The sequence below is a fragment of the Pradoshia sp. TA40_28 genome (genome assembly GCF_059694525.1).
Map to the genome: position 1 here is coordinate 102,249 of NZ_JCATZO010000008.1, position 26,698 is coordinate 128,946.

The 26,698-nt window shown below is 39.2% G+C and carries 24 protein-coding genes; 1 reads left to right on the forward strand and 23 read right to left on the reverse strand.

The features are described 5' to 3' along the window. Positions 1-18: 18 nt before the first annotated feature. The 7 genes from AC58NB_RS12350 to AC58NB_RS12380 form a co-directional block, all read right to left on the reverse strand. Positions 19-477, reverse strand: a complete 459-nt coding sequence (locus AC58NB_RS12350) for an SAM-dependent methyltransferase (RefSeq protein WP_497427139.1) — start codon at positions 475-477, stop codon at positions 19-21. 199 nt (positions 478-676) lie between these two features. Beyond that, positions 677-1,975, reverse strand: coding sequence for a dihydrolipoamide acetyltransferase family protein (locus AC58NB_RS12355; RefSeq protein WP_497427140.1), 1,299 nt, complete (start codon positions 1,973-1,975; stop codon positions 677-679). Between the two features lie 29 nt (positions 1,976-2,004). Further along, positions 2,005-2,988, reverse strand: coding sequence for an alpha-ketoacid dehydrogenase subunit beta (locus tag AC58NB_RS12360; protein ID WP_497427141.1), 984 nt, complete (start codon positions 2,986-2,988; stop codon positions 2,005-2,007). A gap of 3 nt (positions 2,989-2,991) precedes the next feature. After that, the gene (locus AC58NB_RS12365) at positions 2,992-3,996 is read right to left on the reverse strand and encodes a thiamine pyrophosphate-dependent dehydrogenase E1 component subunit alpha (protein WP_497427142.1); all 1,005 of its coding nucleotides are present in this window, start codon (positions 3,994-3,996) and stop codon (positions 2,992-2,994) included. A gap of 34 nt (positions 3,997-4,030) precedes the next feature. Next, a complete protein-coding gene (lpdA, locus tag AC58NB_RS12370; protein ID WP_497427143.1) occupies positions 4,031-5,452 on the reverse strand; it encodes a dihydrolipoyl dehydrogenase in 1,422 nt (473 codons plus the stop codon). Positions 5,453-5,688: 236 nt separating this feature from the next. Continuing rightward, complete coding sequence (gene bcd / locus AC58NB_RS12375) at positions 5,689-6,786, reverse strand: branched-chain amino acid dehydrogenase (RefSeq protein WP_497427144.1); 1,098 nt, start codon at positions 6,784-6,786, stop codon at positions 5,689-5,691. Positions 6,787-7,223: 437 nt separating this feature from the next. After that, positions 7,224-9,287 carry a sigma-54 interaction domain-containing protein gene (locus AC58NB_RS12380; protein ID WP_497427145.1) on the reverse strand — a complete coding sequence of 688 codons (2,064 nt, stop codon included), beginning with the start codon at positions 9,285-9,287 and terminating at the stop codon, positions 7,224-7,226. Between the two features lie 146 nt (positions 9,288-9,433). Between AC58NB_RS12380 and AC58NB_RS12385 the strand changes: the two genes are divergently transcribed. Then, on the forward strand, positions 9,434-9,682 hold the full coding sequence (locus tag AC58NB_RS12385) for a DUF2627 domain-containing protein (protein ID WP_497427146.1): 249 nt from the start codon (positions 9,434-9,436) through the stop codon (positions 9,680-9,682). A 333-nt stretch (positions 9,683-10,015) separates the two neighbouring features. On the opposite strand, the gene AC58NB_RS12390 is transcribed toward AC58NB_RS12385, so the two are convergent. The 16 genes from AC58NB_RS12390 to accB all read right to left on the reverse strand — a co-directional run bounded on the left by AC58NB_RS12390 (position 10,016) and on the right by accB (position 26,633). Next, on the reverse strand, positions 10,016-10,741 hold the full coding sequence (locus AC58NB_RS12390; RefSeq protein ID WP_497427147.1) for a glycerophosphodiester phosphodiesterase: 726 nt from the start codon (positions 10,739-10,741) through the stop codon (positions 10,016-10,018). Positions 10,742-11,142: 401 nt separating this feature from the next. Then, the gene (gene spo0A / locus AC58NB_RS12395; RefSeq protein WP_497427148.1) at positions 11,143-11,934 is read right to left on the reverse strand and encodes a sporulation transcription factor Spo0A; all 792 of its coding nucleotides are present in this window, start codon (positions 11,932-11,934) and stop codon (positions 11,143-11,145) included. Positions 11,935-12,193: 259 nt separating this feature from the next. After that, entirely contained in the window at positions 12,194-13,480 is a 1,287-nt protein-coding gene (gene spoIVB, locus AC58NB_RS12400) for a SpoIVB peptidase (protein ID WP_497427149.1), read from the reverse strand. A 215-nt stretch (positions 13,481-13,695) separates the two neighbouring features. Next, entirely contained in the window at positions 13,696-15,408 is a 1,713-nt protein-coding gene (gene recN / locus AC58NB_RS12405) for a DNA repair protein RecN (protein WP_497427150.1), read from the reverse strand. 18 nt (positions 15,409-15,426) lie between these two features. Next, a complete protein-coding gene (gene ahrC / locus AC58NB_RS12410; RefSeq protein ID WP_497427151.1) occupies positions 15,427-15,876 on the reverse strand; it encodes a transcriptional regulator AhrC/ArgR in 450 nt (149 codons plus the stop codon). 137 nt (positions 15,877-16,013) lie between these two features. After that, a complete protein-coding gene (locus tag AC58NB_RS12415; protein WP_497427152.1) occupies positions 16,014-16,856 on the reverse strand; it encodes a TlyA family RNA methyltransferase in 843 nt (280 codons plus the stop codon). After that, entirely contained in the window at positions 16,853-18,748 is a 1,896-nt protein-coding gene (gene dxs, locus AC58NB_RS12420; protein ID WP_497427153.1) for a 1-deoxy-D-xylulose-5-phosphate synthase, read from the reverse strand. The genes AC58NB_RS12415 and dxs overlap by 4 nt, the downstream gene beginning before the upstream one ends. Before the next feature lie 5 nt (positions 18,749-18,753). Then, entirely contained in the window at positions 18,754-19,368 is a 615-nt protein-coding gene (locus AC58NB_RS12425) for a hypothetical protein (RefSeq protein ID WP_497427154.1), read from the reverse strand. A 714-nt stretch (positions 19,369-20,082) separates the two neighbouring features. After that, the gene (locus AC58NB_RS12430; protein ID WP_497427155.1) at positions 20,083-20,970 is read right to left on the reverse strand and encodes a polyprenyl synthetase family protein; all 888 of its coding nucleotides are present in this window, start codon (positions 20,968-20,970) and stop codon (positions 20,083-20,085) included. A 1-nt stretch (position 20,971) separates the two neighbouring features. Then, on the reverse strand, positions 20,972-21,208 hold the full coding sequence (gene xseB / locus AC58NB_RS12435) for an exodeoxyribonuclease VII small subunit (protein WP_497427156.1): 237 nt from the start codon (positions 21,206-21,208) through the stop codon (positions 20,972-20,974). A 1-nt stretch (position 21,209) separates the two neighbouring features. Continuing rightward, on the reverse strand, positions 21,210-22,553 hold the full coding sequence (gene xseA, locus AC58NB_RS12440; RefSeq protein WP_497427157.1) for an exodeoxyribonuclease VII large subunit: 1,344 nt from the start codon (positions 22,551-22,553) through the stop codon (positions 21,210-21,212). A 102-nt stretch (positions 22,554-22,655) separates the two neighbouring features. After that, positions 22,656-23,513: a bifunctional methylenetetrahydrofolate dehydrogenase/methenyltetrahydrofolate cyclohydrolase FolD gene (folD, locus tag AC58NB_RS12445; RefSeq protein WP_497427158.1), complete on the reverse strand. Its 858-nt coding sequence runs from the start codon at positions 23,511-23,513 to the stop codon at positions 22,656-22,658. A gap of 40 nt (positions 23,514-23,553) precedes the next feature. Beyond that, positions 23,554-23,940, reverse strand: coding sequence for a transcription antitermination factor NusB (nusB, locus tag AC58NB_RS12450; RefSeq protein ID WP_497427159.1), 387 nt, complete (start codon positions 23,938-23,940; stop codon positions 23,554-23,556). Between the two features lie 398 nt (positions 23,941-24,338). Next, complete coding sequence (locus AC58NB_RS12455; protein WP_497427160.1) at positions 24,339-24,743, reverse strand: Asp23/Gls24 family envelope stress response protein; 405 nt, start codon at positions 24,741-24,743, stop codon at positions 24,339-24,341. Between the two features lie 29 nt (positions 24,744-24,772). After that, positions 24,773-26,125, reverse strand: coding sequence for an acetyl-CoA carboxylase biotin carboxylase subunit (gene accC, locus AC58NB_RS12460; protein WP_497427161.1), 1,353 nt, complete (start codon positions 26,123-26,125; stop codon positions 24,773-24,775). A gap of 13 nt (positions 26,126-26,138) precedes the next feature. After that, positions 26,139-26,633: an acetyl-CoA carboxylase biotin carboxyl carrier protein gene (gene accB, locus AC58NB_RS12465; RefSeq protein WP_497427214.1), complete on the reverse strand. Its 495-nt coding sequence runs from the start codon at positions 26,631-26,633 to the stop codon at positions 26,139-26,141. Positions 26,634-26,698 lie beyond the last annotated feature (65 nt).

Below are 26,698 nucleotides of genomic sequence, written 5' to 3' on the forward strand. Positions count from 1 at the left end.
GGATCTCAATACGCCCTATCACCAATACTTCTCCATTAATGAACTTGACCAGCTGGGTTGTGAAACTTTTCCTTTCGGCAAAAATTCATTCATAACAGGTTTTATATCAATGACCGGTGTACCATCCAACGCATCTAATCCTTTTACAATAAGCTGTCTATGCCTAACCTCCATCAGTTCAACCGTAGTAACCCCAATCTTATTTGGCCGGTTTTTACCTCGCTGAGAGAAGATACCTACCTTAGGAAATTGTTTGTTATTTCTTGGGTATCTTGCTTCATACTGAATCTTCTGATCATCCACTTTATCAAAATAAAAAATGATCTCTAAATGAGAAAATTCGTGTATCCCTTCCATTGACGAATCATGTATATTCTCCGCCAGTTCAATGAACGAAATAATATCGCCCCAATTATCATCTGTAATTTCTTTCCTGCTATTTTGCACAAAGGCTACAGGTTCTATTGTGTACTTCATGCCCTAATCCCCCTTTTAAACTATAATTTCTTCACCTACTTGTATATCTCCTTTTAATAAGGAAAGAAAAATAAAATTTCCTACTCACTCCCATTGTTGTCGATTCTTTCATTTCCGTTACTCACCTTAAATTAGTCGTTTATTTCTCGGGAAATGTTCTAAAAAAAGACACACATACTGTGCGCCTTCCATTATCCGATTAATAAATCGGTGTATGATCGCTTGTGATGTTTTCCAGGATTTCTTTCACTCTGGCCAGAAATCTTCCACAAACCAATCCATCAAGAACACGATGATCCAACGATAGACATAGATTTACTCGATCACGGATAGCAATCATATTTCCATCCATCACAACTGGTTTTTTTACAATCGATTCGACTTGAAGTATCGCAGCCTGTGGGTGATTAATAATCCCCATCGATTGGATGGAACCGAATGAGCCGGTATTATTAACCGTAAATGTCCCACCCTGCATATCTTCAGACTTCAATTTACCGGAACGGACCTTTTTGGCCAATTCATTAATTTCACGTGCAATTCCCTTAATTGTTTTTTCATCCGCGTGCTTAATAACAGGAACAAATAAGGCCTCGTCTGTAGCTACAGCTATCGAAATATTAATATCTTTCTTTTGGACAATCTTATCCCCGGCCCACATTGAATTGACTTCAGGAAATTCCTTTAATGCTTGTGCAACTGCTTTTACAAAAAAGGCGAAATAAGTTAGGTTATAGCCTTCTCTTTTCTTAAATTCATCTTTTAAAGAATCTCGGTATTGAACCAGATTGGTTACATCTGCTTCAATCATTGTCCATGCATGTGGAATTTCATGCTTGGAACGCAGCATATTTTGTGCGATTGCTTTCCTGATTCCTGTTAGCGGGATGGCTAAATCTCCGTTTTCTACAGCCGAATCATTCGTGCTTGGTTCCTGCTTCTTGATCGTTTCAGAGGAGACCGCAGACTTCAGTGACTGCTGAATAGGAGTTTTCGGTTCATCTTTTTCAGTGGCACTTGGATTTTGAATATCCGTACCTGTTTCAATCACTTTTAAAATATCTTTACGGGTAATGCGGCCTCCAGCACCGCTTCCGGTTACGCTACCCAGGTTAATTCCATGTTCCTGGGATAGTTTTAATACAGCTGGTGAATACCGTCTTCTATTGGAATGGTCGTTCTGGGCGGATGTTTCACCTTTAGCTACAGATTCCGTCTTTGCTTTCTTCGTTGTCTCTTTGGATCCACTATCCGATCCTTCGATTTGAATGCTGCACATCACTTCTCCTACCGGAAGGGTTTGTCCCTCTTCTGCAATCAGTTCTTCAATCACTCCCGTAAAAGAGGACGGAACTTCAGCATTTACTTTATCCGTCATAACTTCAGCAATCGGATCATATTTATTTACTCTATCACCTGGCTTTACGAGCCAGCTTGAGATTGTCCCCTCTGTTACACTTTCCCCGAGTTGAGGCATATTCATCTGCTCGATTGGCATACAGATCAAGTCTCCTTCCTCACTTTAGTTTAATAGTCTGCTAATTCTCTCATTGCTTTTTCTACCTTTTCGGGATTGACCATAAAATACTTTTCCATAGTTGGTGCATACGGCATCGCCGGAACATTCGGACTTGCCAAACGTTTAATCGGGGCATCTAAATCAAAAAGGCAGTTCTCTGCTATAATGGCTGCAACCTCGCTGACAATACTGCCTTCCTTCGTATCCTCCGTAATTAAAAGAACTTTACCAGTTTTAGAGGCAGCCTCAATGATCGCTTCCTTATCAAGTGGATAGACCGTTCTTAAATCAAGAACATGGACGGAGATTCCATCCTTAGCCAATTTTTCTGCTGCCTGAAGGGCAAAGTGGACACACAATCCATAAGTGATGACTGTAATGTCTTCACCATCTCTTTTTACATCTGCTTTGCCAATCGGCAATACATAGTCATCGCCGGGTACCTCTCCTTTAATCAGACGATAGGCTCGTTTATGTTCAAAGAAAAGAACTGGGTCTTCATCACGAATCGCTGCTTTTAAAAGTCCTTTTGCATCATAGGGAGTAGAAGGCATAACAATTTTTAATCCAGGCTGATTAGCAAAGATAGCCTCTACTGATTGAGAATGATATAACGCCCCATGTACTCCTCCACCGTAGGGAGCACGAATGACAATCGGACAATGCCAGTCATTATTAGAACGGTATCGTATTTTTGCTGCCTCAGAGATGATTTGGTTTACTGCCGGCATAATAAAATCAGCAAATTGCATTTCCGCAATCGGCCGCATACCATACATAGCTGCTCCGATTCCCACACCTGCAATAGCTGACTCCGCCAAAGGAGTGTCCAGCACACGCTCTTCGCCAAATTGTTCATACAGTCCATTTGTTGCCTTAAAAACGCCCCCTTTTCTCCCTACATCTTCACCTAAAATAAAAACTTTTTCATCGCGTTCCATTTCTTCTCTCATCGCCATGGTTATCGCATCAATATATGAAATGACAGGCATCTTTTACTCTCCTCTCGACTCAGCATACACATATTTCAGAGTGTCCTCTGCTTTTGCATATGGAGCATTTTCAGCGTAATCTGTTGCTTCATTCACCATTTCCATGATTCGATCATTGATTTCTGCCTCTTTCTCATCATCCATAAGGCCAATCTCCTTCAAATAAGCCCCAAATGTAATAATCGGGTCATTTGTTTTGGCTTTAGCCACCTCATCTGGCGCACGGTAGCTGCGATCATCATCATCACTTGAATGTGGAGTGAGACGATAGGAGATGGTTTCAATTAAAGTAGGGCCTTCACCGCGTCTGGCACGATCTGCAGCCTCTTTGACAACTTTATATACTTCAATTGGGTCATTTCCATCTACAGTAACACCGGGCATGCCATACCCAATCGCACGATCAGATACCTTTTCACAGGCTAATTGTTTTTCAATCGGAACAGAAATCGCATATTTATTATTTTCGACCATGAATATTACAGGAAGTTTATGTACACCAGCAAAATTGGCTCCCTCATGGAAATCTCCCTGATTCGATGAACCTTCACCAAAGGTAACAAATGTCACTAAATCTTTCTTTTCCATCTTTCCAGCTAGGGCAATTCCGACTGCATGCGGAACTTGAGTGGTAACTGGAGACGACCCAGTTACAATCCGATTTTTCTTCTGACCAAAATGGCCTGGCATTTGCCTGCCGCCAGAGTTTGGATCCTCCTCTTTTGCAAATCCTGAGAGCATTAATTCAGTGGGTGTCATCCCAAATGTAAGAACAACCCCCATATCACGATAATAGGGCAGTACATAATCCTTATTCGTATCTAGCGCAAACGCTGCTCCTACCTGGGCTGCTTCCTGTCCTTGACAAGAAATAACAAAAGGAATTTTACCAGAGCGGTTTAATAGCCACATTCTTTCATCTATTCGTCGTGCCATCAGCATTGTTTCATACATTTTCAATACCGTTTCGTCTGTTAAACCAAGGACATCAAGCCTGTTTTTACTCATTGAATAAACCTCCTCTTTGTTCGCACTTTAGTATTTAAGAATGAATTGCATTGCCATCAACGGCCAACGCGGCTTCCCCAATAGCTTCTGCTAATGATGGATGTGGATGAATAGCCTGTGCTACCTCCCAAGCCGTTGCATTTAAAATCAGAGCCAATCCAGCCTCAGATATCATATCTGTAACATGCGGACCAATCATATGTACGCCTAATAAATCATCCGTTTCTTCATCAGAAATCATTTTTACAAAGCCGTCCGATTCCCCGTAAACCAATGCCTTGCCAATCGCCTTGAAGGAAAATTTCCCTACCTTTATCTTATGACCACGCTGAATAGCCTCATCTTCTGTAATCCCTACACTTGCTGCTTCAGGACTGCTGTAAATACATCTTGTGATTAAATCATATTGAAGCGGTTGCGGGTTTTCATTTGCGATATGTTCTACAGCTGTGATTCCCTCATGGCTTGCCACATGAGCCAATTGCAACCCACCTATAACATCACCAATGGCATAAATATGCGATTCCTCTGTTTGATAAACCTCATTAACCGCTATTACACCCTTTTCAATTTTAATATCTGTGTTTTGTAACCCAATACCTTCTACATTTGCTTGTCTACCAACAGAAACAAGAATTTTTTCCGCCTCATATTCTTCCATTTTTCCATTCCGTACGGCAGAGATGAATACCTTCTGTTCGGTTCGCAATGTTTCAGGCTTCACCTGTGCATTGGTAATAATCTTAATCCCTTTTTTCTTTAACAGGCTGTGCATCTCTTTTGATATATCTCGATCCTCTGTTGGGATGATGCGGTCTGCATACTCTAGAATCGTTACATTTACTCCAAAATCCGCCATCATGGAGGCCCACTCAACACCGATCACTCCACCCCCGATAATAAGTAAGGAAGATGGTAATTCGGTTAACTGTAAAGCTTCATCTGAAGACATAACAAGATCACCATCTATCTTTAAACCCGGTAAGGATTTTGGTCTTGATCCTGTCGCAATTAGGACATTTTTCGGAAGTAACATTTCATTCTCTGTTCCATTATTCATCTCTACGGAGATGGTACCCGGCATCGGAGAAAAAATGGAAGGTCCAAGGATTCGGCCGTGCCCTTCATATAAATCAATTTTTCCTTGTTTAATTAGATAGTGCACGCCCTTATGGAGCTGTTCTACGATTCTTTCTTTTCGTTCCTGTGCTTTAAGGAAATTTATACGCGGCTCTGATACCTCCACTCCAAACTCAGCTGCATGTTTAACCGTTTGATAGACCTCTGCACTACGTAATAGTGCTTTGGAAGGTATGCATCCTGCATGCAGGCATGTTCCGCCTACTTTGCCTTTTTCTACAATCGCTGTTTTTAAACCAAGCTGAGAAGCTCGTATGGCCGCTACATAACCGCCTGTCCCGCCTCCCAATATGACCAAATCATATTCAATTGCCATTATTCATTCACATCCCAACTTCTTCTATTCAATCATTTTATATATTTTGATTTCTCTATAGAAAACGGTTCTTTTAACGCTTCTTTATATCTTCAACTGGTCTTACCACCAGGTAGATTTAAGGAAAAAATCATATCAAAACACACTGATGGAACCCCGCCACTATCATGAACTTTTTTTAAAGTAATCAAGAGTCCGCTCATAGACAAAAATACGGACTCTCTTTCCTTGTTTGGTTAACGACGACGGTTTAAAATATGACGGCCGTTTAATAAAAATTGGCTTCTAGATTGTTTTAATTTTTCAATTCTCTCCTCAGCCATACGGTCCGCAGCAACATACGTTGGAATTCCGTCTCTTTTAGCAATCTCGATTACTTTTTCAATATTGCTATAGATACCTTCTACTTTTTTCAAAGCCCGTTCCTGGTTATACCCATATAATTCATCCGCGACATTTATAACACCACCGGCATTAATCACATAATCAGGGGCATAAATAATACCCATTTCGTGAATAGCATCACCATGGCGTGTTTCTTTTAATTGATTATTAGCTGCTCCTGCAATAACCTTCGCTTTTATTTGATGTATCGTTTCATCATTAATTGTCGCACCAAGCGCACACGGTGCATAAATATCACAGTCTACACTATAAATATCGGCAGGATCTACTGCTTTTGCCCCAAAATCCTCGACTGCCCGATTCACTGATTCTCTATTAATATCTGTCACTATCAATTGCGCACCTTCTTCATGAAGATGCTTACAAAGATTATAGGCTACATTTCCGACTCCCTGAATAGCGATCACTTTTCCTTCGAGTGAATCGGTTCCAAAAGCTTCTTTTGCTGCTGCCTTCATCCCCCTGTATACACCGTAAGCGGTTACGGGAGAGGGGTTACCTGATGAACCAAAGGCAGGTGAAATTCCCGTTACATAATCTGTTTCCTCATGGATAATATCCATATCAGCTACTGTTGTCCCAACATCTTCTGCCGTGATGTATCTTCCATTCAATCCCTGAATATAACGCCCAAATGCTCGGAACATTTCTTCATTTTTATCTTTTCGTGGATCACCGATAATAACTGTTTTACCTCCGCCAAGGTTCAGGCCGGCAGCTGCATTTTTATATGTCATGCCTTTCGCTAATCGAAGAGCATCTTCAATCGCAGCTTCCTCTGTGTCATAAGTCCACATTCTTGTGCCACCAAGTGCAGGGCCGAGGGTAGTATCATGTATAGCAATAATCGCTTTTAATCCAGATTGTTTATCCTGTACAAAAAGCAATTGTTCATAATCATACTGCTCCATATATTTAAAAATTTCCATTTTCCCATTTCCCCTCTCTACTATCTGTCCATCGTTACATTTCACTTGTTTTAATTACCTACAAAGATAAAGAATGAAGCTGATCAGCTAAGGCTGAATGATATAAAGGTTCATACTAGGTGACCAGACCGTATGAATGATGAAGATCGCATGAGCACCAAGGAATTACATCAAAAGACTGTTCACTGCATAATTGTTAGAAAACGAAAGATAACCGCATTTGGCTATTTTGCCTTATCATTTTTGTAGATAATTACTCACTAATAATCATTTAAATTCAATTGAGAGATTTTCTCTTCCCTAGCTGGTCTGCCCATTTACATTTGATGCAAGAATCATGCCAACCTGAATTCACCGCATGATCAGCATTGCAACTTGTTTTTTCTTCTATAAATCCCTGCAAATATTTGCAGAGACGCAAAACTTTGCATGCTATTTTATTCAAGATTAAACTTTTGCAATTTATAATAAAAATTGCGAATCGATAAACCTAAATCACGGCTGGCAGCTGTTTTATTCCCTTTATGCTCTTCTAATGCATACCTAATAATCTGTTTTTCCACTTCATATAATTGATCGGCCAAACTCTGTTTCTCATTCAAGGGTAACCTATTTTCCAATATTTTGCTCGAAAAAACCTCGGCCGTTTTTAATAATTTTTCCGTCAAATGACTCTTTTGTATAATTTTCTCATTCATTTCCATAAAAATAATAGCCCGGCTCAGTATATTTTCCAACTCTCTCACATTACCAGGCCAGTCATATTCTTGAAGCATAATTAGAGCTTCTCCACTTATATCTTCAATATTACGACCATACTCCAAATTCAACTTTTTGATTAAGTGAGCACATAATGGGGGAATATCTTCTTTCCGTTCCTTTAATGGCTCAATAAATATAGGCATCTTATTAATGCGGTAATATAAATCCTCCCTGAAAGTTCCGTTCGCAATGGCCCTTTCAAGGTTCACATTGGTTGCTGTTATCACACGGACATTTATTAATACAGGCTTTGTGCCACCAACACGGACTATTTCATTCTCCTGCAATACCCGAAGCAGCTTTGCTTGCATACTTTGAGATAGCTCCCCGATCTCATCTAGAAATATGCTTCCATTATTCGCTTCCTCAAATAACCCGATTTTCTCGCCTCTCTTTGCACCCGAAAAGGCTCCTTCATCATAGCCGAATAACTCACTTTCCAAGAGAGATTCCGATATAGCGGCACAATTTACACGAATAAATTTATTATATTTTCGATCGCTTGCGTTATGAATGGCATGAGCAAAAAGTTCTTTTCCCGTTCCTGATTCACCTCTCAGCAATACAGTTACAGGTGTACGGGCGCATAAACGAGCCTGTTCAATAGCCCATTTCATCTCTTTTGATTGACCAATAATATCATCAAATGTGTATTTAGCTTCCAAGTTCCTTATGATCTGTCTGGCTCTTTTTAGTTCCTGTGTTAAGCTTTGTATTTCAGAAAGATCATGAATAACACCAACGCTTCCCTTTAAATCTCCATTTACCATGATTGGTGCCACGTTGACCACCACATCCCGATTTGAAGACCCAACCTTCATTCGAACGCCACGAACGGGCTGTTTAGTCCTTAATACCTGCATATGCATACTTTTTCCCTCTGCTATATCTGCCGTAGCAGGTTTGCCGAGGACATTTTCTTTTGTTAACCCGGTAATTCGGGTATAGGCAGGATTAATTAAAAGGCCGTTTCCATCTTCATCTACTACTGATATTGCATCCTCACTCGAGTGAATAATTGCCTCAAGCATGTTTTGAATATGCTTTAAATTTGTAATTTCCTCCGCAAGACTAGTAAATTCTGTAATCCCTTTAAACACGGCTAGAGCACCAAGCAATTCGCCTTCTGCATTGAATATAGGCATTCTCGTTGTAACGACCTCTAGTTCTTTTCTGAGTTGAAACCGTTGATTACTCTCCGTTTTTCCTGTTTTGAGGACATCAGGAAGACGAGAAGCAGGAATCACCTTATATATGTGTCGGCCGATTGCCTGACCCCTGACGATACCAGTAATTGATGCAGCAGCCTGATTGTAAAAAATAATTCTCTCTTCTGGATCAATAAGCACCATGCCATTATCCGTCGCATTCAAAACTAGCTCATGCAAATAAGCCTCTTTTTTTGATTTCTTAATCAGATTTTCTTTTTCCTGGATAAGATTGGCTAACAGGAAGGCAATTTGCCCATGAACCAAAAGCGTTTTATTCCTTTTATATTGAGCTATTTCCCCAAAGATCCGCTCATCTCCCGTCACATCAAAAACGATATCCGGGTTATCATCTATAAAACCAATCCAGTCATTGCCGGTTTTTATTCGATTTTGTAATGCCAATTGAAGCCCTGCAGCGTTCGTGTCACGGTCGACCACTCCAATTACCTGATAGTCTTTTGACTGAAGTAAAATTTTTAAGATGGATGACCCACCCATACCAGCTCCAATAATCACGACTGTTTGCAAGGCAATATCCTCCTTCCAAGAGAGAGTTCAGAATCATGCAAATGTTTTCATGGTTTCTATTATCATAAATTATTTGAATAAACTTGACAAATTTTCTATATTTTATAAAGTTGAAGGTAGGAAATACCTAATCGGGACGTGATGAATTGCAACGAATTATCGCCTTTGCGCTCTTGTTGATACCAGGCCTTCTAACAGCACTAGGAATAAAATGGATGAGAGATATGATTTTTGGTAGGCTCAGTCCTATGCTTCCTGCCCTCTGGGTTCAATTTTTACTGGGCTTACTCTTATTTATTGGTGGACTTTCTTTTATTGCCGGATTCATTTTTTACCGTGATCGAAAACGTAATAAGGTCCAGGAACGTTTTAATGGAAAATCTGTACGTAAGTAAATGGAGATAAGCAAAAAGGCAGCACATCATAATGTGCTGCCTTGTTTATTTACCTTCTTCCACATACTTTCTTTATGCCTCTGCCACTTTGTCTTTCCTTGGCATATGTGAAGATAGATGATTATGTATTCTGTTTATGAGATATAGCCCTCTGACCAAACATCCTAATAAAATACCAAAAGCGATTATGCTGCCAGCGGCCTCCCCAAAGAACATCATTAAGGCAAATCCTAATCAAGTACTACCAATTATGCACAATAGCAGTATCATTTTATCCTCTCCATCTCATCATATGGATAGTTATACCATAATAATAAAGGAAGGTTGATGAAATTATTGATACTGTTTTCTAAGCTGAATAGCCTTATCCGGATCATCCGTAATAAAAGCCGTACAACCTACCTTAAACAATCGCTTCATATCTGCTTTGCGATTGACTGTATAAGGCCTGACAGCTATCCCTGCTTTCATGGATTCCTCGATGATTTCATTCGCTGCTGCCTTGTATTTAGGATGAATTCCTTTTGCTTTTATTGAGCTTGCATAAACCCAGGGCATAAATAGCCCATCTGAGTATAGTGGGGCTGTTTCAATCTCTGGAGCTAAGCGATGACAATATACCATACTATAATGATTAAACGAGGACAGAATCGTTCTTCCTTCCATACCATACTCTCGAATCATTTCGACTACTTTCTCTTCCATCCCAGGATAAGAAACTGACCCATTTTTTAATTCGATATTTAACAACAAACGATTCGTAGCTAACCAATCCATTACTTCTCGAAGAGTCGGTATACTAGCAAATTCCATTGTTTTGGAATTATTAGCTGCATTAAATTTCTTAATCTCTTCAAGAGTAAAATCACGGACATATCCTTCTGAGTCCGTCGTACGGTCAACAGTTTCATCATGAATCACAACAAGTTCTCCATCAGATGTTAATTGTACATCTAATTCGATTCCATCTGCACCTGCATTACAGGCTTCTATAAAAGAAATCATGGTGTTCTCCGGATATACGGCAGCATACCCTCTGTGTCCAAAAATTAATGTCAATCTTCATACCTCCGATTCGTTTATATAGAGATACCTATTCCCTATATTAGCTTATTTAAAGCATCCATTATTTAAGACAACATTCGGCAGGCGATTCGTTTAAACAGTAGTATTTTTTCTCAAGGACCTCAACACATATTAATTGCTGTTCTTTACATTATCAATGGATATTGGGCATTGTATTAGATAATTGCAACCGTCTGATAGACCACGGCAGTTCATTGAGGTGATCACATTCACATAATGAAGAGAGGGGCTAATGATAGGAAAAAAAGAAGTATCCATGAGGATGTCATTCCACAGATACCTCTTTCATGATTATGAAGTGAATAATCCGGATCGTAATCCTTATGCTATGAAAATTCTTAGAACCTTCACAACAAACTAAAAGCTAAAAGCTATTAAGAAGCTTTATGCTCGAGACGCAGCTTATCAGCAACCATCGCAATGAACTCGCTGTTTGTCGGTTTAGCTTTTGTCATACTTACCGTGTAACCGAATAAGGAAGAAATGGATTCAATATTTCCTCTGCTCCATGCCACCTCAATCGCATGTCGAATAGCACGTTCTACACGGCTCGCAGTCGTGTTGAATTTTTTGGCTATATCCGGATAAAGGACCTTTGTAATCGAACCAAGCAGTTCAATGTCGTTATAAACCATAGAAATAGCTTCACGCAAATACATATAGCCTTTAATATGTGCAGGTACACCAATCTCGTGAATGATACTAGTGATACTTGCATCCAGGTTAACAGGCTTTGATTCAGAATGCTGACGCGGTGTGTATGTACTTGATCTTGCTATGCCGGCACCTTTTTCACCTGTTTGTCTGATATGATTGACAAGATGATCCATATCAAATGGTTTAAGAATAAAATAGGAAGCTCCAAGCTCAACCGCTTTTTTTGTAACATCTTCCTGGCCAAAAGCAGTTAACATGATGACATTCGGAACACTCGTTCCTTTTTGGGAATCTTTAATGCGCTCCAAAACGGCCAGTCCATCCAAATGCGGCATAATGATATCAAGTACTAAAACATCCGGAGTTTGTTGTTCGAGCATGCTTAAACAATCCTGCCCATTATGCGCAACACCGATAATCTCCATATCCGGCTGTTCTGATATATACTCTTCCAATAAAACAACAAGTTCACGATTGTCATCAACGATACATACTTTTATTTTTTTCAACCAGATATCCTCCTCAGACATTTCCTTTATTTTCTAGTATTTCTATTCTTTATTCTAACCGAGAAATTCGACATTGCAATATAAAAAGCAGCGAAAAATTAAAAAATGCTTAAAATTATTAATTAATACAAGTTTTGCTCCTGATTACTCTCCATTTCGACTGTTTTCATCTTATAATTCATGTTTTACACCTGAATTGTCGAAAATCCTGTATGTATTTTTCATTTTACACCTAATAAAAAAGGAAAAAGCAGGTTAATTACCCTGCTTTTTGATCCTTTTGATAGATATCAATTCCTGCTTCATTGAGCATCCATTCAATATGAACTCCATATCCGCTTGTTGGATCATTAACAAAAACATGAGTGACAGCACCGATAACCTTTCCATTTTGAATAATAGGGCTTCCACTCATCCCTTGTACAATGCCACCTGTTTTACTTAATAACTCTTTATCAGTGACTTTGAGGACCATTCCTTTTGTAGCCGGAAACTTTTGTGGTATAGTGCTGATTATTTCAATATCAAACTTCTCTACCTTATTTCCATTCACCACAGTGTAGATTTGGGCTGGCCCTTCTTCTACTTCATTCGATAACGCAATTGGCAACAGTGAATTATTTAATCCATTGTCCACTTGCCGATTTAGCCTTCCAAAAATACCAAATGGAGAATTTCGGTTAATGTTCCCGATAATTTCCCGATCCGCTGCAAAACGAGCTAACTTTTCGCCTGGATTTCCGTTGCTGCCTTTTTCAATTGATGTTACGGTTGATCTTACAATCTGACCATCCTTCACAACAATTGGCTTTTTCGTATCCATATCTGAAATTACATGACCTAATGCTCCATATTTTCTTGTTTGAGGATGATAAAAGGTCATGGTACCTATACCCGCTGCTGAATCTCGAATATAAAGACCCAATTTAAAAACCTTTTCATTTTTATCTTTCAAAGGGGATAATTGTTTCGTCAGCTTCACATTATCGCGGAATAGATCTACCATTAATGGTTTATTATTCTTCTCAAATTCTTGAACAAAAGGAGAGACATCTTGCATTTTTGTAATCGATTTACCATTGATGGCCGTTATGATATCACCAACCTGTACCCCGGAAATTTCACCAGGTGAAAGATTGCCTTTCTCAGTGGCTATTTGATGATGCCCAACGACAAGAACTCCTAAAGTATTTAATTTAACACCAATGGATTGTCCTCCCGGTATCACTTTAAAATCCTTTAATACTTCAACATCAACCTTTTTGACAGGAATCCCTGCAACATTAAAAACGACTTGATTATAGCCATTTTTTGAGCCCTTAATATTCAGAGCTGTGGAACGATTATCAATTAAAACCCCAGAGTTTGCAGAGACCACTTCTGCGTTTAGAAACTGGCTTTTTTCAAAAGATTTATTTTGTCCTTCAAATAAAGTAAGTTGGGTGGGAATTTCAAAATATTTTTGCATTGGGTGGCTAAAAATAATGGCTAACAGCGAAACAAGGAGAACTACACCGAAGTATTTTCTTATTGAGATCGATTTCATCCATTCACTCTCCTCGCTTCTATGGCTACTACTATAATTTTGCCGAGAGCGATTGACTTTATAACAAGAGAACAAAATAAAAAGCTACCCATAATGGATAGTGTTAACAATCTTTTTAGATGAATACGGAACCAGGCAAAATTTTTACATAAAATAACTTTACTGGTGAGACAATATAATTAAATAGTATTGAAAAAAACTGAGAATAGTTATCCTCAGTTTGCTCCAATAGTAGTTTTAATTTGATCGGCCTGATCCAACATTTCTTTTACATGTTCTTCTGTTAAGGCCGTTAATTCTTTACCCGAAATCATTCTTCCTATTTCTTTTACTCGTTCCTCTTTTTCAAGCGGTGTCACATTTGTTTTTGTTCGGCCTCCTGTAATCTCTTTAGAGATAAACAAATGAATATCTGCCATTGCTGCCACTTGCGGCAAATGACTAATACATAAGACCTGTGAATCTTCTGATACGCGATAAATTTTTTCTGCTATAGCCTGTGCAACACGTCCGCTTACACCTGTATCAACTTCGTCGAAAATAATCGAAGTAATCCCCTGATGCTGAGAAAAAATATTCTTAATCGCAAGCATAATCCGTGACAATTCTCCACCTGAGGCCGTTTTAGAAAGTGGTTTAACAGGCTCACCAGGATTGGCAGAAATATAAAATTCCACTTGATCCAGCCCATTCTCCCCAATTATTTCGGATTGATCTTGTCCGGAGTGATGGAAATACACTTCAAATACAGCTTTATCCATATACAGCTCTTTAAGTTCACGATGGATTGCATCTGTTAAAAGACGTGCATATTTCCCTCTTAGCTCTGATAAATTCTGCCCTTCCAGGATAACTTCTTTCTCCAAGGAGGAAAGTTGGCCCTTTAATTTTTCGAGATGAGTTTCCCGATTTAAGATGGTATCGATCTCCTCTTCAATTGCGGCACTATACTCTAAAATTTCACTTATGGATTTACCATATTTCCGTTTTAAGTGATTTATTTCATTCAGTCTGGCATCTATATCGTGTAGTCTTTCTGGATCATACTCCAGTAGATCTAATTGTGAACGGATTGAAGTTTTAGCGTCCTCTAATATATAAAATGCGTTTTTAACGGAATCAGATAACTCTTTATAATTTTCATCGAGATTTTCAATTCCTTCCAGGTCAGTCATCGCACTCCCGACCCAATCGAGTCCCCCGTTTTCATTATTTAAGGACATATAGGAATTATGTAAACTTTGATGAACTTTTTCAAAGTTACTCAGCTTTTGCTTTTCTTCCACTAATCTCTCTTCTTCGTCCAACTCGAGTTCAGCTTTTTGAATTTCATCAAATTGAAATTGGATTAAATCAAGCCTATGTGCCATTTGTTGCTCATTTTCGCTTAATTTCTTCATTTGTTGGCGTGTTTCATTATATTGTTTATAAAGCTTTCGATATTCTATCAGTGATTGTTTAATATCCTTTTCACCGAATTGGTCTAATAAAGGAAGATGAAAATCTGGATCCATTAGCTCTTGATGTTCATGCTGCCCGTGGATATCAATTAATTTTCTCCCTACCTCTCGTAAGGTAGAGATCGTGACCATTTTACCGTTAATCCGGCACACACTTTTCCCAGAAGTATACATATCTCTTCTGATGATGATTGTATTTTCATCCGTTTCGATTCCAAATTCCTTTGCTTTCTCTATGGCTGGATGCAAGGAGTGAGGCAGCTGAAACAATCCTTCCAGTTCAGCCTTCTCTTCACCATGCCTGATAAATTCAGATGATCCGCGTCCTCCGGCCAATAACTGCACTGCATCGATAATAATGGATTTACCGGCACCTGTTTCACCGGTAAGTACTGTCAGTCCTTTATCCAATGAAAGTGTCTGTGATTCTATAATGGCGAAATTACGTATGGAGAGTTCCAATAACATCTTTTCATCCCAACTTTCTTAAAGCATATCCAGAAAACGCTTTGATATGATTTCAGCATCTTTTTCATCTTTGCAAATAATTAAACATGTATCATCTCCACAAATCGTACCCAGTATCTCTTCCCAATCGAGATTATCCATTAAAACACCAATAGCCTGAGCATTGCCTGGCAATGTTTTCATGACTAATAGATTATTGGCTGAATCAATTCGTACAAAAGCATCTACTAATGCTCGTTTAAGCTTTTGAAAAGGATTAAAACGTTGATCTGCCGGCAGACTGTATTTATAACGGCCATCCTGCATCGGTACTTTTGCCAAGTGCAGTTCTTTTATGTCTCTAGAAACAGTCGCCTGCGTAACATTAACTCCTTCCGCTCTTAAAATATCCACTAAATCATCTTGTGTTTCAATATTATTATTTGTAATTATTTCACGTATTTTTATATGTCTTTGTCCTTTATTCATTGACTGACACCCCTCAATATAATACCTTGCATTCATAATGTTAGCGGATTTTGTCGTAAAAGTACATGTATTTTTATGCAAAGATTGCATAATAAATAATCCCCCAAAGCAATAGCTTACACGGGGGATTTATAAGGTTAATTCTCTTCACCTTTATTGGTTTTTAATGCTTTGTGTGCCTCTTCCACAACTTGCTCAAGATTCACATCACTAAACGGTTCACCAGCGGAATCTTCACCCGGCCAGTATAGATGGAATAAAAACTCTATATTGCCATCTCCGCCTGTTATAGGGCTATAGGTGGCCTCCTTCAGAATAAAGCCTTCTCGAACAGCAAAATCTCTCATCTGTTCAACCACTTGAAGATGAACCTTTTTATCGCGAATGATTCCTTTTTTACCAACCTGGTCGCGTCCGGCTTCAAATTGCGGCTTAACTAGGCTGACAACATCACTGCCAGGTACCAGAATGCGTTTTAAAGCAGGCAGGATCAGTTTCAAAGATATAAAGGATACATCAATAGTAGCGAATTCAGGTAACCCCTCCGTAAAATCTTCAGGTACGGAGTGACGGAAATTCGTTCTTTCCATTACAACTACTCGTGGATCCTGTCGCAATTTCCAGGCTAATTGATTATATCCGACATCTACAGCATACGATTTTTTTGCACCATTTTGAAGGGCACAATCTGTAAATCCTCCTGTAGATGATCCAATATCAATCATCAGTTTATCCTTAACAGAAATATCGAATGTCTCCATCGCTTTTTCTAACTTATATCCGCCTCTTGATACATAGGGCATCATTTGACCCTTTATGGTAAGCGGTGCATCTATTGCAATTTTTTCACCAGCCTTGTCCATTCGCAAATCATTTGAATAAACAATTCCAGCCATTACTGCGCGTTTTGCTTTTTCTCTTGTTTCTGCTAATCCACGTTCAACCAATAATACATCAACACGTTCTTTTTTCATGTTCAATACGCCTTTTTCGTTACTTTATAGGTCATCTTAGATAGTTTTTCTACAACATCATCTGTCGTTAGATTAATATCATGTAGCAATTTACCGACACTTCCGTGTTCTACAAATTCATCAGGGATTCCAATTCTTTCGATATAGGCATTATGAAATCCATTTTCCTCAGCATATTCTAATACGGCACTGCCAAAGCCACCCTGCAGAACTGCTTCTTCAATTGTTAGGATTGGCAAATTGGAGGACATTAATTCAGAAAGCATTGCCTCATCCAATGGCTTTATAAAACGAGCATTGACAACCTTTACATGAATATTATCCTTCTGGAGCCTTTCAGCTGCTTCCATTGCCATTGGTATCGTTGTACCAAATGTTAATATAACAGCATCATTTCCCTCACGTAAGACTTCCCATGAGCCAATCGGGATGGTTTTTAACTCTTCATCCATTGGAACTCCCAATCCATTTCCTCTTGGAAAACGCATGGCAATCGGACCTTCATTATATTGGATAGCCGTATTGACCATATGTTGCCCTTCATTTTCATCCTTAGGCATCATGATAACCATATTAGGCATTGGACGCAGGAAGGTAATATCAAATACACCTTGATGGGTTTCTCCATCAGCTCCCACTAGTCCTGCCCGATCTATTCCAATAAAGACATTTAACTTTTGTCGGCATATATCGTGAAGAACTTGGTCATAAGCACGTTGCAGGAATGTAGAATAAATCGCTAAGAATGGTTTCATACCCTGCGTGGCAAGTCCTGCAGCAACAGTAGTCGCATGCTGTTCCGCGATTCCGACATCGAACATTCGATCAGGGAATTCAGAAGCAAAACCGAGCAGTTTGGAACCGACAGGCATTGCCGGAGTAATCGCTACAATACGCTCGTCTTCTCTGGCTAATCTTCTCACCGTCTCGCTGACAAGTGCACTCCATGCCTGAGGTGCATTTAATTCCTTGATTATATCGCCTGTTTCAATTTTATATGGACCCGTACCATGCCATGTACCAATTGCATCTGTTTCTGCAGGCTTATAACCTTTTCCTTTTTTGGTAATGACATGCAAAAGAACAGGACCTTTTGTTTTTTTAGCATATTTAAGGTTTTCAGACAAATCTTCAAAGTCGTGTCCATCAACCGGACCTAAATAAGTAAAGCCCAGTTCTTCAAAAAACATTCCAGAGACAACCAGATACTTCAAACTGTCTTTTATACGTTCAGCTGTATTAGCAAGCTTGCCACCCACAGCCGGTATTTTCTTAAGCAGTTGTTCCAACTCATCTTTAACATAATTATATTTGCCTCCAGTCCGCATTCTTCCGAGAATAGAATGCAGGGCACCTACGTTGGGAGCAATGGACATCTCGTTATCGTTTAAAATAACGATCATATCTTTTTTTTCATGCCCTATATGGTTTAATGCTTCAAGGGCCATACCACCTGTTAAAGCACCATCACCGATAATAGGAATAATAAAACTTTTTTCTTTTTTCAAGTCACGAGCAATCGCCATACCCATTGCAGCTGACAAAGAAGTTGAGCTGTGACCTGTCTCCCAAACATCATGCTCGCTTTCATTCATCTTTGGAAATCCACACAGCCCTTTGTATTGACGGAGAGTTTCAAACTGACATGCCCGGCCTGTCAATATTTTATGAACATAGGATTGATGTCCAACATCCCATAAAAATTTATCCTTGGGGCTATTAAACTCCTTATGTAAAGCGAGTGTTAGTTCCACTACACCTAAGTTGGGGCCAATGTGTCCACCAGTAACAGATAGCTTATTTATTAAGAATTCTCTTATATCCTGTGACAAAGACTCCAATTCCGTATTGGACATCTTTTTAAGAAAAGAGGGGTCTTTTATGGATAACAAATCCATCAGGATCACTCACTTTCATTTCGTTTTCTTTTGGGACGTTTTCCCTTATTTTCTTTTATTATAACAATCTGGAAATGTTCCTCAAGGAAGTATAATAATTTGCCCACTGCAAATATAATATCCTTTGAATACCGAATAGCAAGGGTTTTCCCCATTGCTTTGCCGCCGACTGTCAGGGCTGCAATCAAACTGGTTAGAATAATCGAGCCTGCGCTTTCAGCCAGGGAGGCTTCTTCCCAATTAAAGCTGATTGATAATTGCACAATCACAATAGCAGTCGCTGTCCCACTGACGATCCCCGATATATCACCGATGACATCGTTACAAAAGCTTGCAAATCGATCAGCATTTCGAATAATGCGTATAGAATGCTTCGCTCCATGAATTCGATTGGAAGCCATAGCATGAAACGGGACTTCATCAGCAGCAGTCGCTGCAATACCAATCATATCAAAGAAGATACCAATAAGTACAATGCTAAGAACGATTGCTAAGCCACTTACCCATCCAACTCCATTTAAAGCAACAGTAGAAATGACAGTGAAGATGGCAGCAAGCATAAACGTAATAACAGTTATGATCATCGTCCATCTCGCTGATTGCTTCAATATTTTTTTCATAAAATGTATGTCAACCCATCCTATATGCAAAATAAAGCCTGCTTAGCAGCAAGCTTTTTCACGTGTTTTTATATGAGTGGTCATATATGAAGTTAATTTTACGGCTTAGGTCCAGTAGGATTTCCCAGTCAGTTACCGAATGTCGCCATATCGGCGGTTTCCCTTTAAACCCGACTCAATTGCGTTTCCGTCAATTGGACTGGATTGCCACTTAGTCCGTACCTTAATCCTTCATATATGTCAAAGAACAGTCTAGGGGATTTCCCCGGCAGCCCTTAACCGATTCTTTAGCCTCTTTTGCAAAATCGATTTCATGCGATAGCAGTAGATATATCAATGGCCAACTGATGTATATACGCTTCTTTCACAATCCCCTCAAACTTCACTCAAGGCAGGCTACGCTGCACACAGTTTCCTGTTTATGCAGGTTTTCCAATATTCTACTCTTTAATGTTAGAATAAAGCCTCCGCGGAACCAGGGTCAACGCCCACATGCCATTGTGGATCGCCCTAATTCCTTACTCCCTGAATTGACCCAAGGCTGGGCGCCCCGAGCCAATCCAAGAACCATCATCGATGTGCCCTTTAGTGAATTTTTAGGCTCACTCTCCAGAACGGTAGACCGACTAGAATACTGCACCACTCTTAGATATCAAAAAGTATAGCATACATCATAATTCTAGGTAAGTGGATTTGGATGGAAAACGATCCAAATCAATGGTCACGCTTCCCTACCAATTCAACGAATTGGACTAATAAGGACTCATCAAACTCAATTTCGGAAAGTAATGTTCTTGCCGAATGAATATGTTGATCTAGCATAATTTTAGCCTTGTCCATTGTTAAAAGGGAAGGATATGTACTCTTATGATTCGTAACATCGCTTCCAACCGGCTTGCCTATTACACTTTCTGAGCCTTCGACATCAAGGATATCATCGCGGATTTGGAAAGCCAAACCAAGATGGCGGGAGAATTCCCTTAACTTCTCTTTCTGTTCCGTGCTTGCCCCGGCAAGTATTGCTCCCGCCATAATGCTGTATCCCAGCAATTTACCCGTTTTGTTTTCGTGGATATATTCAAGTCCCTGTAAGTCAACGCCAATTTTTTCTCCTTCTATATCAGCAACTTGGCCACCGACCATTCCCTCAGCCCCGGCTGCTCTCGCCAGTTCCAGGACCAATTCAAGATTAACGGCTGGGTCTATTTCAGTTTTGGATTGATTGGCAATGACTTCAAACGCGAGGGTTAGAAGGGCATCCCCTGCCAGGACAGCCAACCCTTCACCAAATATTTTATGGTTCGTCGGCTTCCCTCTTCTTAAATCATCATCATCCATACATGGAAGATCATCATGGATTAAAGAATACGTATGAATCATTTCAATCGCACAGGCCGTATCAAGTCCAATTTGTTCTTTTTTGCCAAAAGCCTGTAAAACGGCCATTACCAATAAAGGCCTAAGCCTTTTTCCACCGGCTTCCAATGAATAAGCCATCGCCTTTTTCAGAGTGGTCGGTGTTTTTAAATTGGATACTATCTCGTCCATTCTAGACTCAATTTTATGTTTATTATCATTTAAGAAGGAAGCAAATTCTGTCATACTACTCCTCCTCATCAATAGTAAACGGTTTAAAAGAATCTTCTTTCATAATCAGTGTTAATTGCTCTTCAGCTGTTTTAAGCTTATCATGGCACCATTTGGATAGTTCCATACCTTCTTTGTAAAGGTTAATTGATTCTTCCAAAGGTACTTCTCCATCCTCCAGGCGTTCCACAATTCCTTCCAGCTTCTTCATTGCTTCTTCAAACGTAATAGCAACCTCTTCCTTTTTACTCATATCATTCACTCTCCCTAATATCATTAACCGTACAATCGATTTCACCATCTTGTACAATTACTTTCAATCGATCGCCCACTTTTACAGACTCAGTTGATTTAATTAGATTTTCTTCGTCATTATAAACAAGTCCAAATCCTTTTTCCATAATCTTTAAAGGACTGACTGCCTCCAGAAGCGTAACCGTATTAAGATAATCCCGCTGCTTACTTTTAACTGTTTGGACAGCCGCACGAGTCATTCGTGTCTCTATTTGTTCGATTTCACGTATTTTTCTTGCAATGCTAGTTAACGGAATATTACGCTCAACCGCCTTGGTAAGTGCCAGCAATTGATCTTGTTTACGTTCGAAATAAAGCTTACTGTTTCTAGAGATACGCTCGGTCACTCTATCCAGCTGCTCTAATTTTTGCTGATATAATAAGTGTGGATATCTAAAAGCATACGATTTATGAATAGATGATAACCGATTCTTTTCCGACTCAATGCGCTGATGGGAATAACGAATTAACTTGGTTTCCATCATAGATATTCGTTCTGCTATATCACTTACTCTTGGTGCTGCCATTTCAGCTGCTCCAGTAGGTGTAGGCGCTCTTAAGTCCGCAACAAAATCACTGATGGTTGTATCTGTCTCATGGCCAACCGCTGAAATGATCGGTATTTTGGAAGCAAATATCGCCCTTGCGACAATTTCTTCATTAAATGCCCATAATTCCTCTATGGAGCCTCCACCTCTACCGACAATCAAAACATCAATGGGATACTCATTGGCTTGTTCAATTGCCTTTACGATAGAAGGTGCTGCCTGTTTCCCTTGAACCAAAGCAGGAAAAATTAAAATTTCTCCAATTGGATATCGCCTTTTTAAGGTTGTGATAATATCACGAATTGCCGCTCCTGTAGGAGATGTAATAACGCCGATTTTAGCTGGAAACAAAGGGATGGGCTGCTTATGCGTTCTCTCGAAGAGACCTTCATGCTCAAGCTTTTTCTTTAGCTGTTCAAATGCAATAAACAGTTCTCCGATTCCATCAGGCATCATTTCTTTTATATACATTTGATAGCCGCCTGTAGGCTCATAAACACGGATTTCGCCTCGCAATAAAACCTTCATCCCATTCTCAGGTATGAACGCAAGCGATTGAGCTGACTTAGCAAACATTACCGCATTAATCCTTGATTGATCATCCTTTAACGTCAAGTACATATGCCCGCTGGAGTGCTTTTTAAAATTTGAAATTTCACCCTTCACATAGATATCTGCCAGATTAGGATCTGCATCAAATTTGCGTTTTATATACTTGGTTAAGGCGGCCACAGTTAAATATTGATTTTTCTCCATTTTAGATATGGCCTCCCTCTTCACATTATTTGTTCACAAATAAAAAAGCTGCCGTAAATGTTATTATAGCAATTTTCGGCAGCTTAATATAATATTCCTTCTTTAACTTTTTAACAAAGAATTTTTTGCAGCTTGGAGAGTATTATGCATGAGCATAGTAATGGTCATAGGGCCAACACCGCCGGGAACAGGTGTGATAAAAGAAGTTTTATGCATGACATCATCAAAATCGACATCCCCACATAATTTATTCGATTCATCTCTATTCATACCGACATCGATCACTATGGCTCCTTCTTTAACATCATCAGCTTTGATCATTTTAGCGATTCCCACTGCCGCGATCAGAATATCTGCTTGTTTCGTATAATGTCTAAGATCCACTGTTTTCGAATGACAATAGGTTACCGTTGCATTTTCGTTTAAAAATAGTTGTCCAACAGGTTTGCCGACAATATTACTTCTGCCGATAACCACCACATGTTTACCAGAAATATCAATCCCTGTGTTTTGAACCATTTTTAAGATTCCAAATGGTGTACACGGCAACAGTGCTTCCTGCTTTGTCATCATTCTGCCAATATTAATTGGATGAAAACCATCTACATCCTTTGCTGGATCTATCGTTTCAATCACACGTTTTTCATCAATATGCTTCGGCAGGGGTAACTGAACTAAAATCCCGTGTATATCTGATCGATGATTTAATTCTACAAGCTTTTCAAGGAGTTCATCCTCGGAAATAGATGCAGGATATACGATTATTTCCGATTTCATCGCCAACTGTTTACATGCTTTCTCTTTATTTCGCACGTATGTTTGAGATGCTTGGTCATTCCCAACCAGGATAACAGCAAGACCTGGGGTAATGCCTTCTTCCTTTAATAATTCTACGTCCTTGGCAATCTTTTCTCGGATGGTTGCTGATATCAATTTTCCGTTAAGTATCTGTGCCGGCATGACAATAGCTCCCCCTTAAAAATTTTCTTCTTGTCTATTTTTATAATGATTCTTTAATTTTGGATAATACTGCATTAACAAATTTCGGAGATTCATCATCTCCAAATAGCTTAGCCAATTCTATCGCTTCATTAATGGCTGCGTTCTGTGGAACCTCTTCGTTGAATAATAATTCGTACGATGTCAGTCTTAAAATATTGCGATCAATATTTGGAAGTCGGCTCAATTTCCAGTTTTCAAGATTAGATTCAATAAGCGTATCAATTTTTTCTAATTCATCTGTCGTTCCATATACTAATTTAATTAAATATGGATCTGCATCGATCTCATCTACTACATGCTCTATTGCTTGGTCTCTTTCAACTTTCCCAACATCTATTTGAAAAAGAGCTTGAAGAGCTTTTTCTCTTGCCTCTCTGCGTTTCATGAATAATTCTTACTCCTTTACTTCGAAAAGTGCACTAAACTTTGTGCACTTCGCATCATATATGAAATCATAACACATCCTTACAAGTAAAGGTAGTATAGTAGCATCATTTAAAGTTGTTGATTTACTGATTCTACTGTCCACTACCCAAAAGACACGAATGACATCTCAGTCACCCATTATCTCCCTCTTCATGCGCTATATACATGGCTGTCTTTTGTTGTTGATTCTCCAATTCCATGTTATAGACAAATAATAAAAGCACTCAGCAATTTGGAACTACCCCTTAAAGTTAGAGGACTGTCTAACTTTTAACGGCAGTTCATTTAGTAGCTGAGTGCTTTTATTGCCAGTGCCTAAAAATCACTTACTCCTTAAGCACTGGTATTTAGATTACTTTAAATAGTATCCAGGTAATCTGATTCAACTTTTGCTGTTTCAAATTGTATACCAACAATATGAACATTCACTTCAGTTGCTTCAAGAGCCGTCATGTTCATTAATGTTTGGCGAATATTTTCCTGTGCTTCCTGCGCTACCTTAGGAATAGATACACCAAACTTTACAAGGCAGTATACATCAATCTTAATGCTATCTTCATTAAGTTCAACTTTTACACCTTTACCATGATTTTTTTTACCAAGCTTCTCAACAACACCTGAGGCGAAATTCCCTCTCATTTGGGCAATTCCCTCTACTTCGCTTGCTGCTATACCAGTAATCACCTCAATGACTTCAGGGGCAATTTCAACTTTCCCTAAACCATCATAGTTTTCTAAATCTACAGTTTGATTTTCCTCCATGTCATACACCTCCAAATCTTCTACCTCTATTATGGATTCATAACGTCATAAGTTTCAAGAAATTTTGTGTTAAAATCTCCAGAAACAAAAACATCATGGTTCATTAACTTTAAATGAAAGGGTATGGTTGTTTCAATACCTTCGACTACAAATTCTGATAGTGCACGTTTCATTTTCCGCACAGCTTCATCCCTTGTTGGTGCATGGACAATCAATTTCGCTACCATAGAGTCATAATAAGGCGGAATAAAATAGCCTGTATAGGCTGCCGAGTCAACCCTTACACCAAACCCGCCAGGAGGAAGATACATTTCAACCTTGCCCGCTGATGGCATGAAATTTTTATTCGGATTTTCAGCATTGATTCGGCATTCAATCGCCCATCCATTAAATTGAACATCTCTTTGTTCAACCAATAATTTTTCACCGGAAGCCACTCTGATTTGTTCTTTAATTAGATCTATTCCAGTTACCATTTCAGTAACAGGATGTTCCACCTGGATTCTAGTATTCATCTCCATGAAATAAAACTTCCGATCGCGATGATCGTAAATAAATTCAACCGTTCCGGCTCCTGTATAATCAACAGCTTTTGCTGCAGTGACTGCAGCTTCACCCATTTCTTCTCTCATTTCACTATCAATAGCAGGCGACGGTGTTTCCTCTACTAGTTTTTGGAGCCTTCTTTGGATCGAACAATCTCTTTCACCCAGGTGGATCACATGGCCATGGCTATCCCCTAAAACCTGAATTTCCACATGACGGAAATCTTCAATGAATTTTTCAATATACACACCCGGATTCCCAAAAGCCGTCAGGGCTTCCTGACGGGTTATTCGGAGACCTTTTAGCAGTTCAGCTTCATCTCTAGCTATGCGAATTCCTTTACCGCCACCACCGGCTGTTGCTTTAATAATAACTGGATAACCGATGTCCGAAGCAACTTGAATGGCCGCCTCTTCATCCTCTACAATACCTCTTGAACCAGGCACTACCGGTACACCGGCAGCGCGCATCGTTTCCCTAGCAACATCCTTTGTACCCATTTTTGAAATAGCCTCTGCTGATGGGCCGATAAAAATCAAATGGCACTCCTTACACATCTCAGCAAAATCAGCATTTTCGGCTAGGAAACCGTAGCCTGGATGAATGGCATCGCAACCAGTTAATTTTGCTAAACTAATAATGTTGGCTATATTTAAATAACTGTCCTTAGAAGCTGTAGGTCCTATACAATAGGCTTCATCCGCAATTTGTACATGCAGAGCTGTTTTGTCGGCTTCTGAATAAACAGCAACTGATTCAATATCTAATTCCTTGCAAGCCCGGATAATCCGAACAGCAATCTCGCCACGGTTTGCAATCAAAATTTTCTTTATCATAATCCGGCTCCTCCTATTCGGCTTTTACTAAAAACAGAGGTTGTCCGTATTCAACCAATTGACCATTTTCTACTAATATTTCTACAATCTCACCTGAAACTTCCGCTTCAATTTCATTAAATAATTTCATTGCCTCCACTATGCAGACAATTGTCTCTTTATTCACTTTATCACCAAGTTTTATGAAAGGATCTTCCTCAGGAGATGAGGATACATAAAATGTACCTACCATCGGAGAAGTAATTTTATGAAGATTCGTTGGTTGTTCTGTTTCTTGTCCTATTACCGGCTGTCTATTTTCCTTTACCACCGGTTGAACTTCCTGTTGATGTATTGTTTGAGCCGCTGGCGTCACAAGTACTGGTACCTCTGTCGGTATTATAGCGCTATCAGATTCAGTACCTTTAATTATTTTTATTTTTGTACCCTCTTGTTCAAACTCAAACTCTTTAATACCTGTTTGATTAATTAATTTTATAATTTCTCTGATTTCCTGTACTTTCATCAGGAACCACCCCTCCTATTTATGACCAGATACTAATATGATACTATAATATCTGGTAGAAATACAAT

Coding starts and splice junctions, on each gene's coding strand:
- nusB (WP_497427159.1), bottom strand. CDS start 23,940: ATGAAACGCAGAGAGGCAAGAGAAAAAGCTCTTCAAGCTCTTTTTCAA.
- lpdA (WP_497427143.1), bottom strand. CDS start 5,452: ATGGCAATTGAATATGATTTGGTCATATTGGGAGGCGGGACAGGCGGT.
- AC58NB_RS12365 (WP_497427142.1), bottom strand. CDS start 3,996: ATGAGTAAAAACAGGCTTGATGTCCTTGGTTTAACAGACGAAACGGTA.
- dxs (WP_497427153.1), bottom strand. CDS start 18,748: ATGGATTTGTTATCCATAAAAGACCCCTCTTTTCTTAAAAAGATGTCC.
- accC (WP_497427161.1), bottom strand. CDS start 26,125: ATGATAAAGAAAATTTTGATTGCAAACCGTGGCGAGATTGCTGTTCGG.
- AC58NB_RS12350 (WP_497427139.1), bottom strand. CDS start 477: ATGAAGTACACAATAGAACCTGTAGCCTTTGTGCAAAATAGCAGGAAA.
- AC58NB_RS12425 (WP_497427154.1), bottom strand. CDS start 19,368: ATGAAAAAAATATTGAAGCAATCAGCGAGATGGACGATGATCATAACT.
- spoIVB (WP_497427149.1), bottom strand. CDS start 13,480: ATGAAATCGATCTCAATAAGAAAATACTTCGGTGTAGTTCTCCTTGTT.
- AC58NB_RS12355 (WP_497427140.1), bottom strand. CDS start 1,975: ATGCCAATCGAGCAGATGAATATGCCTCAACTCGGGGAAAGTGTAACA.
- recN (WP_497427150.1), bottom strand. CDS start 15,408: ATGTTATTGGAACTCTCCATACGTAATTTCGCCATTATAGAATCACAG.
- AC58NB_RS12430 (WP_497427155.1), bottom strand. CDS start 20,970: ATGACAGAATTTGCTTCCTTCTTAAATGATAATAAACATAAAATTGAG.
- xseB (WP_497427156.1), bottom strand. CDS start 21,208: ATGAGTAAAAAGGAAGAGGTTGCTATTACGTTTGAAGAAGCAATGAAG.
- bcd (WP_497427144.1), bottom strand. CDS start 6,786: ATGGAAATTTTTAAATATATGGAGCAGTATGATTATGAACAATTGCTT.
- AC58NB_RS12455 (WP_497427160.1), bottom strand. CDS start 24,743: ATGGAGGAAAATCAAACTGTAGATTTAGAAAACTATGATGGTTTAGGG.
- xseA (WP_497427157.1), bottom strand. CDS start 22,553: ATGGAGAAAAATCAATATTTAACTGTGGCCGCCTTAACCAAGTATATA.
- ahrC (WP_497427151.1), bottom strand. CDS start 15,876: ATGAATAAAGGACAAAGACATATAAAAATACGTGAAATAATTACAAAT.
- AC58NB_RS12360 (WP_497427141.1), bottom strand. CDS start 2,988: ATGCCTGTCATTTCATATATTGATGCGATAACCATGGCGATGAGAGAA.
- folD (WP_497427158.1), bottom strand. CDS start 23,513: ATGCCGGCACAGATACTTAACGGAAAATTGATATCAGCAACCATCCGA.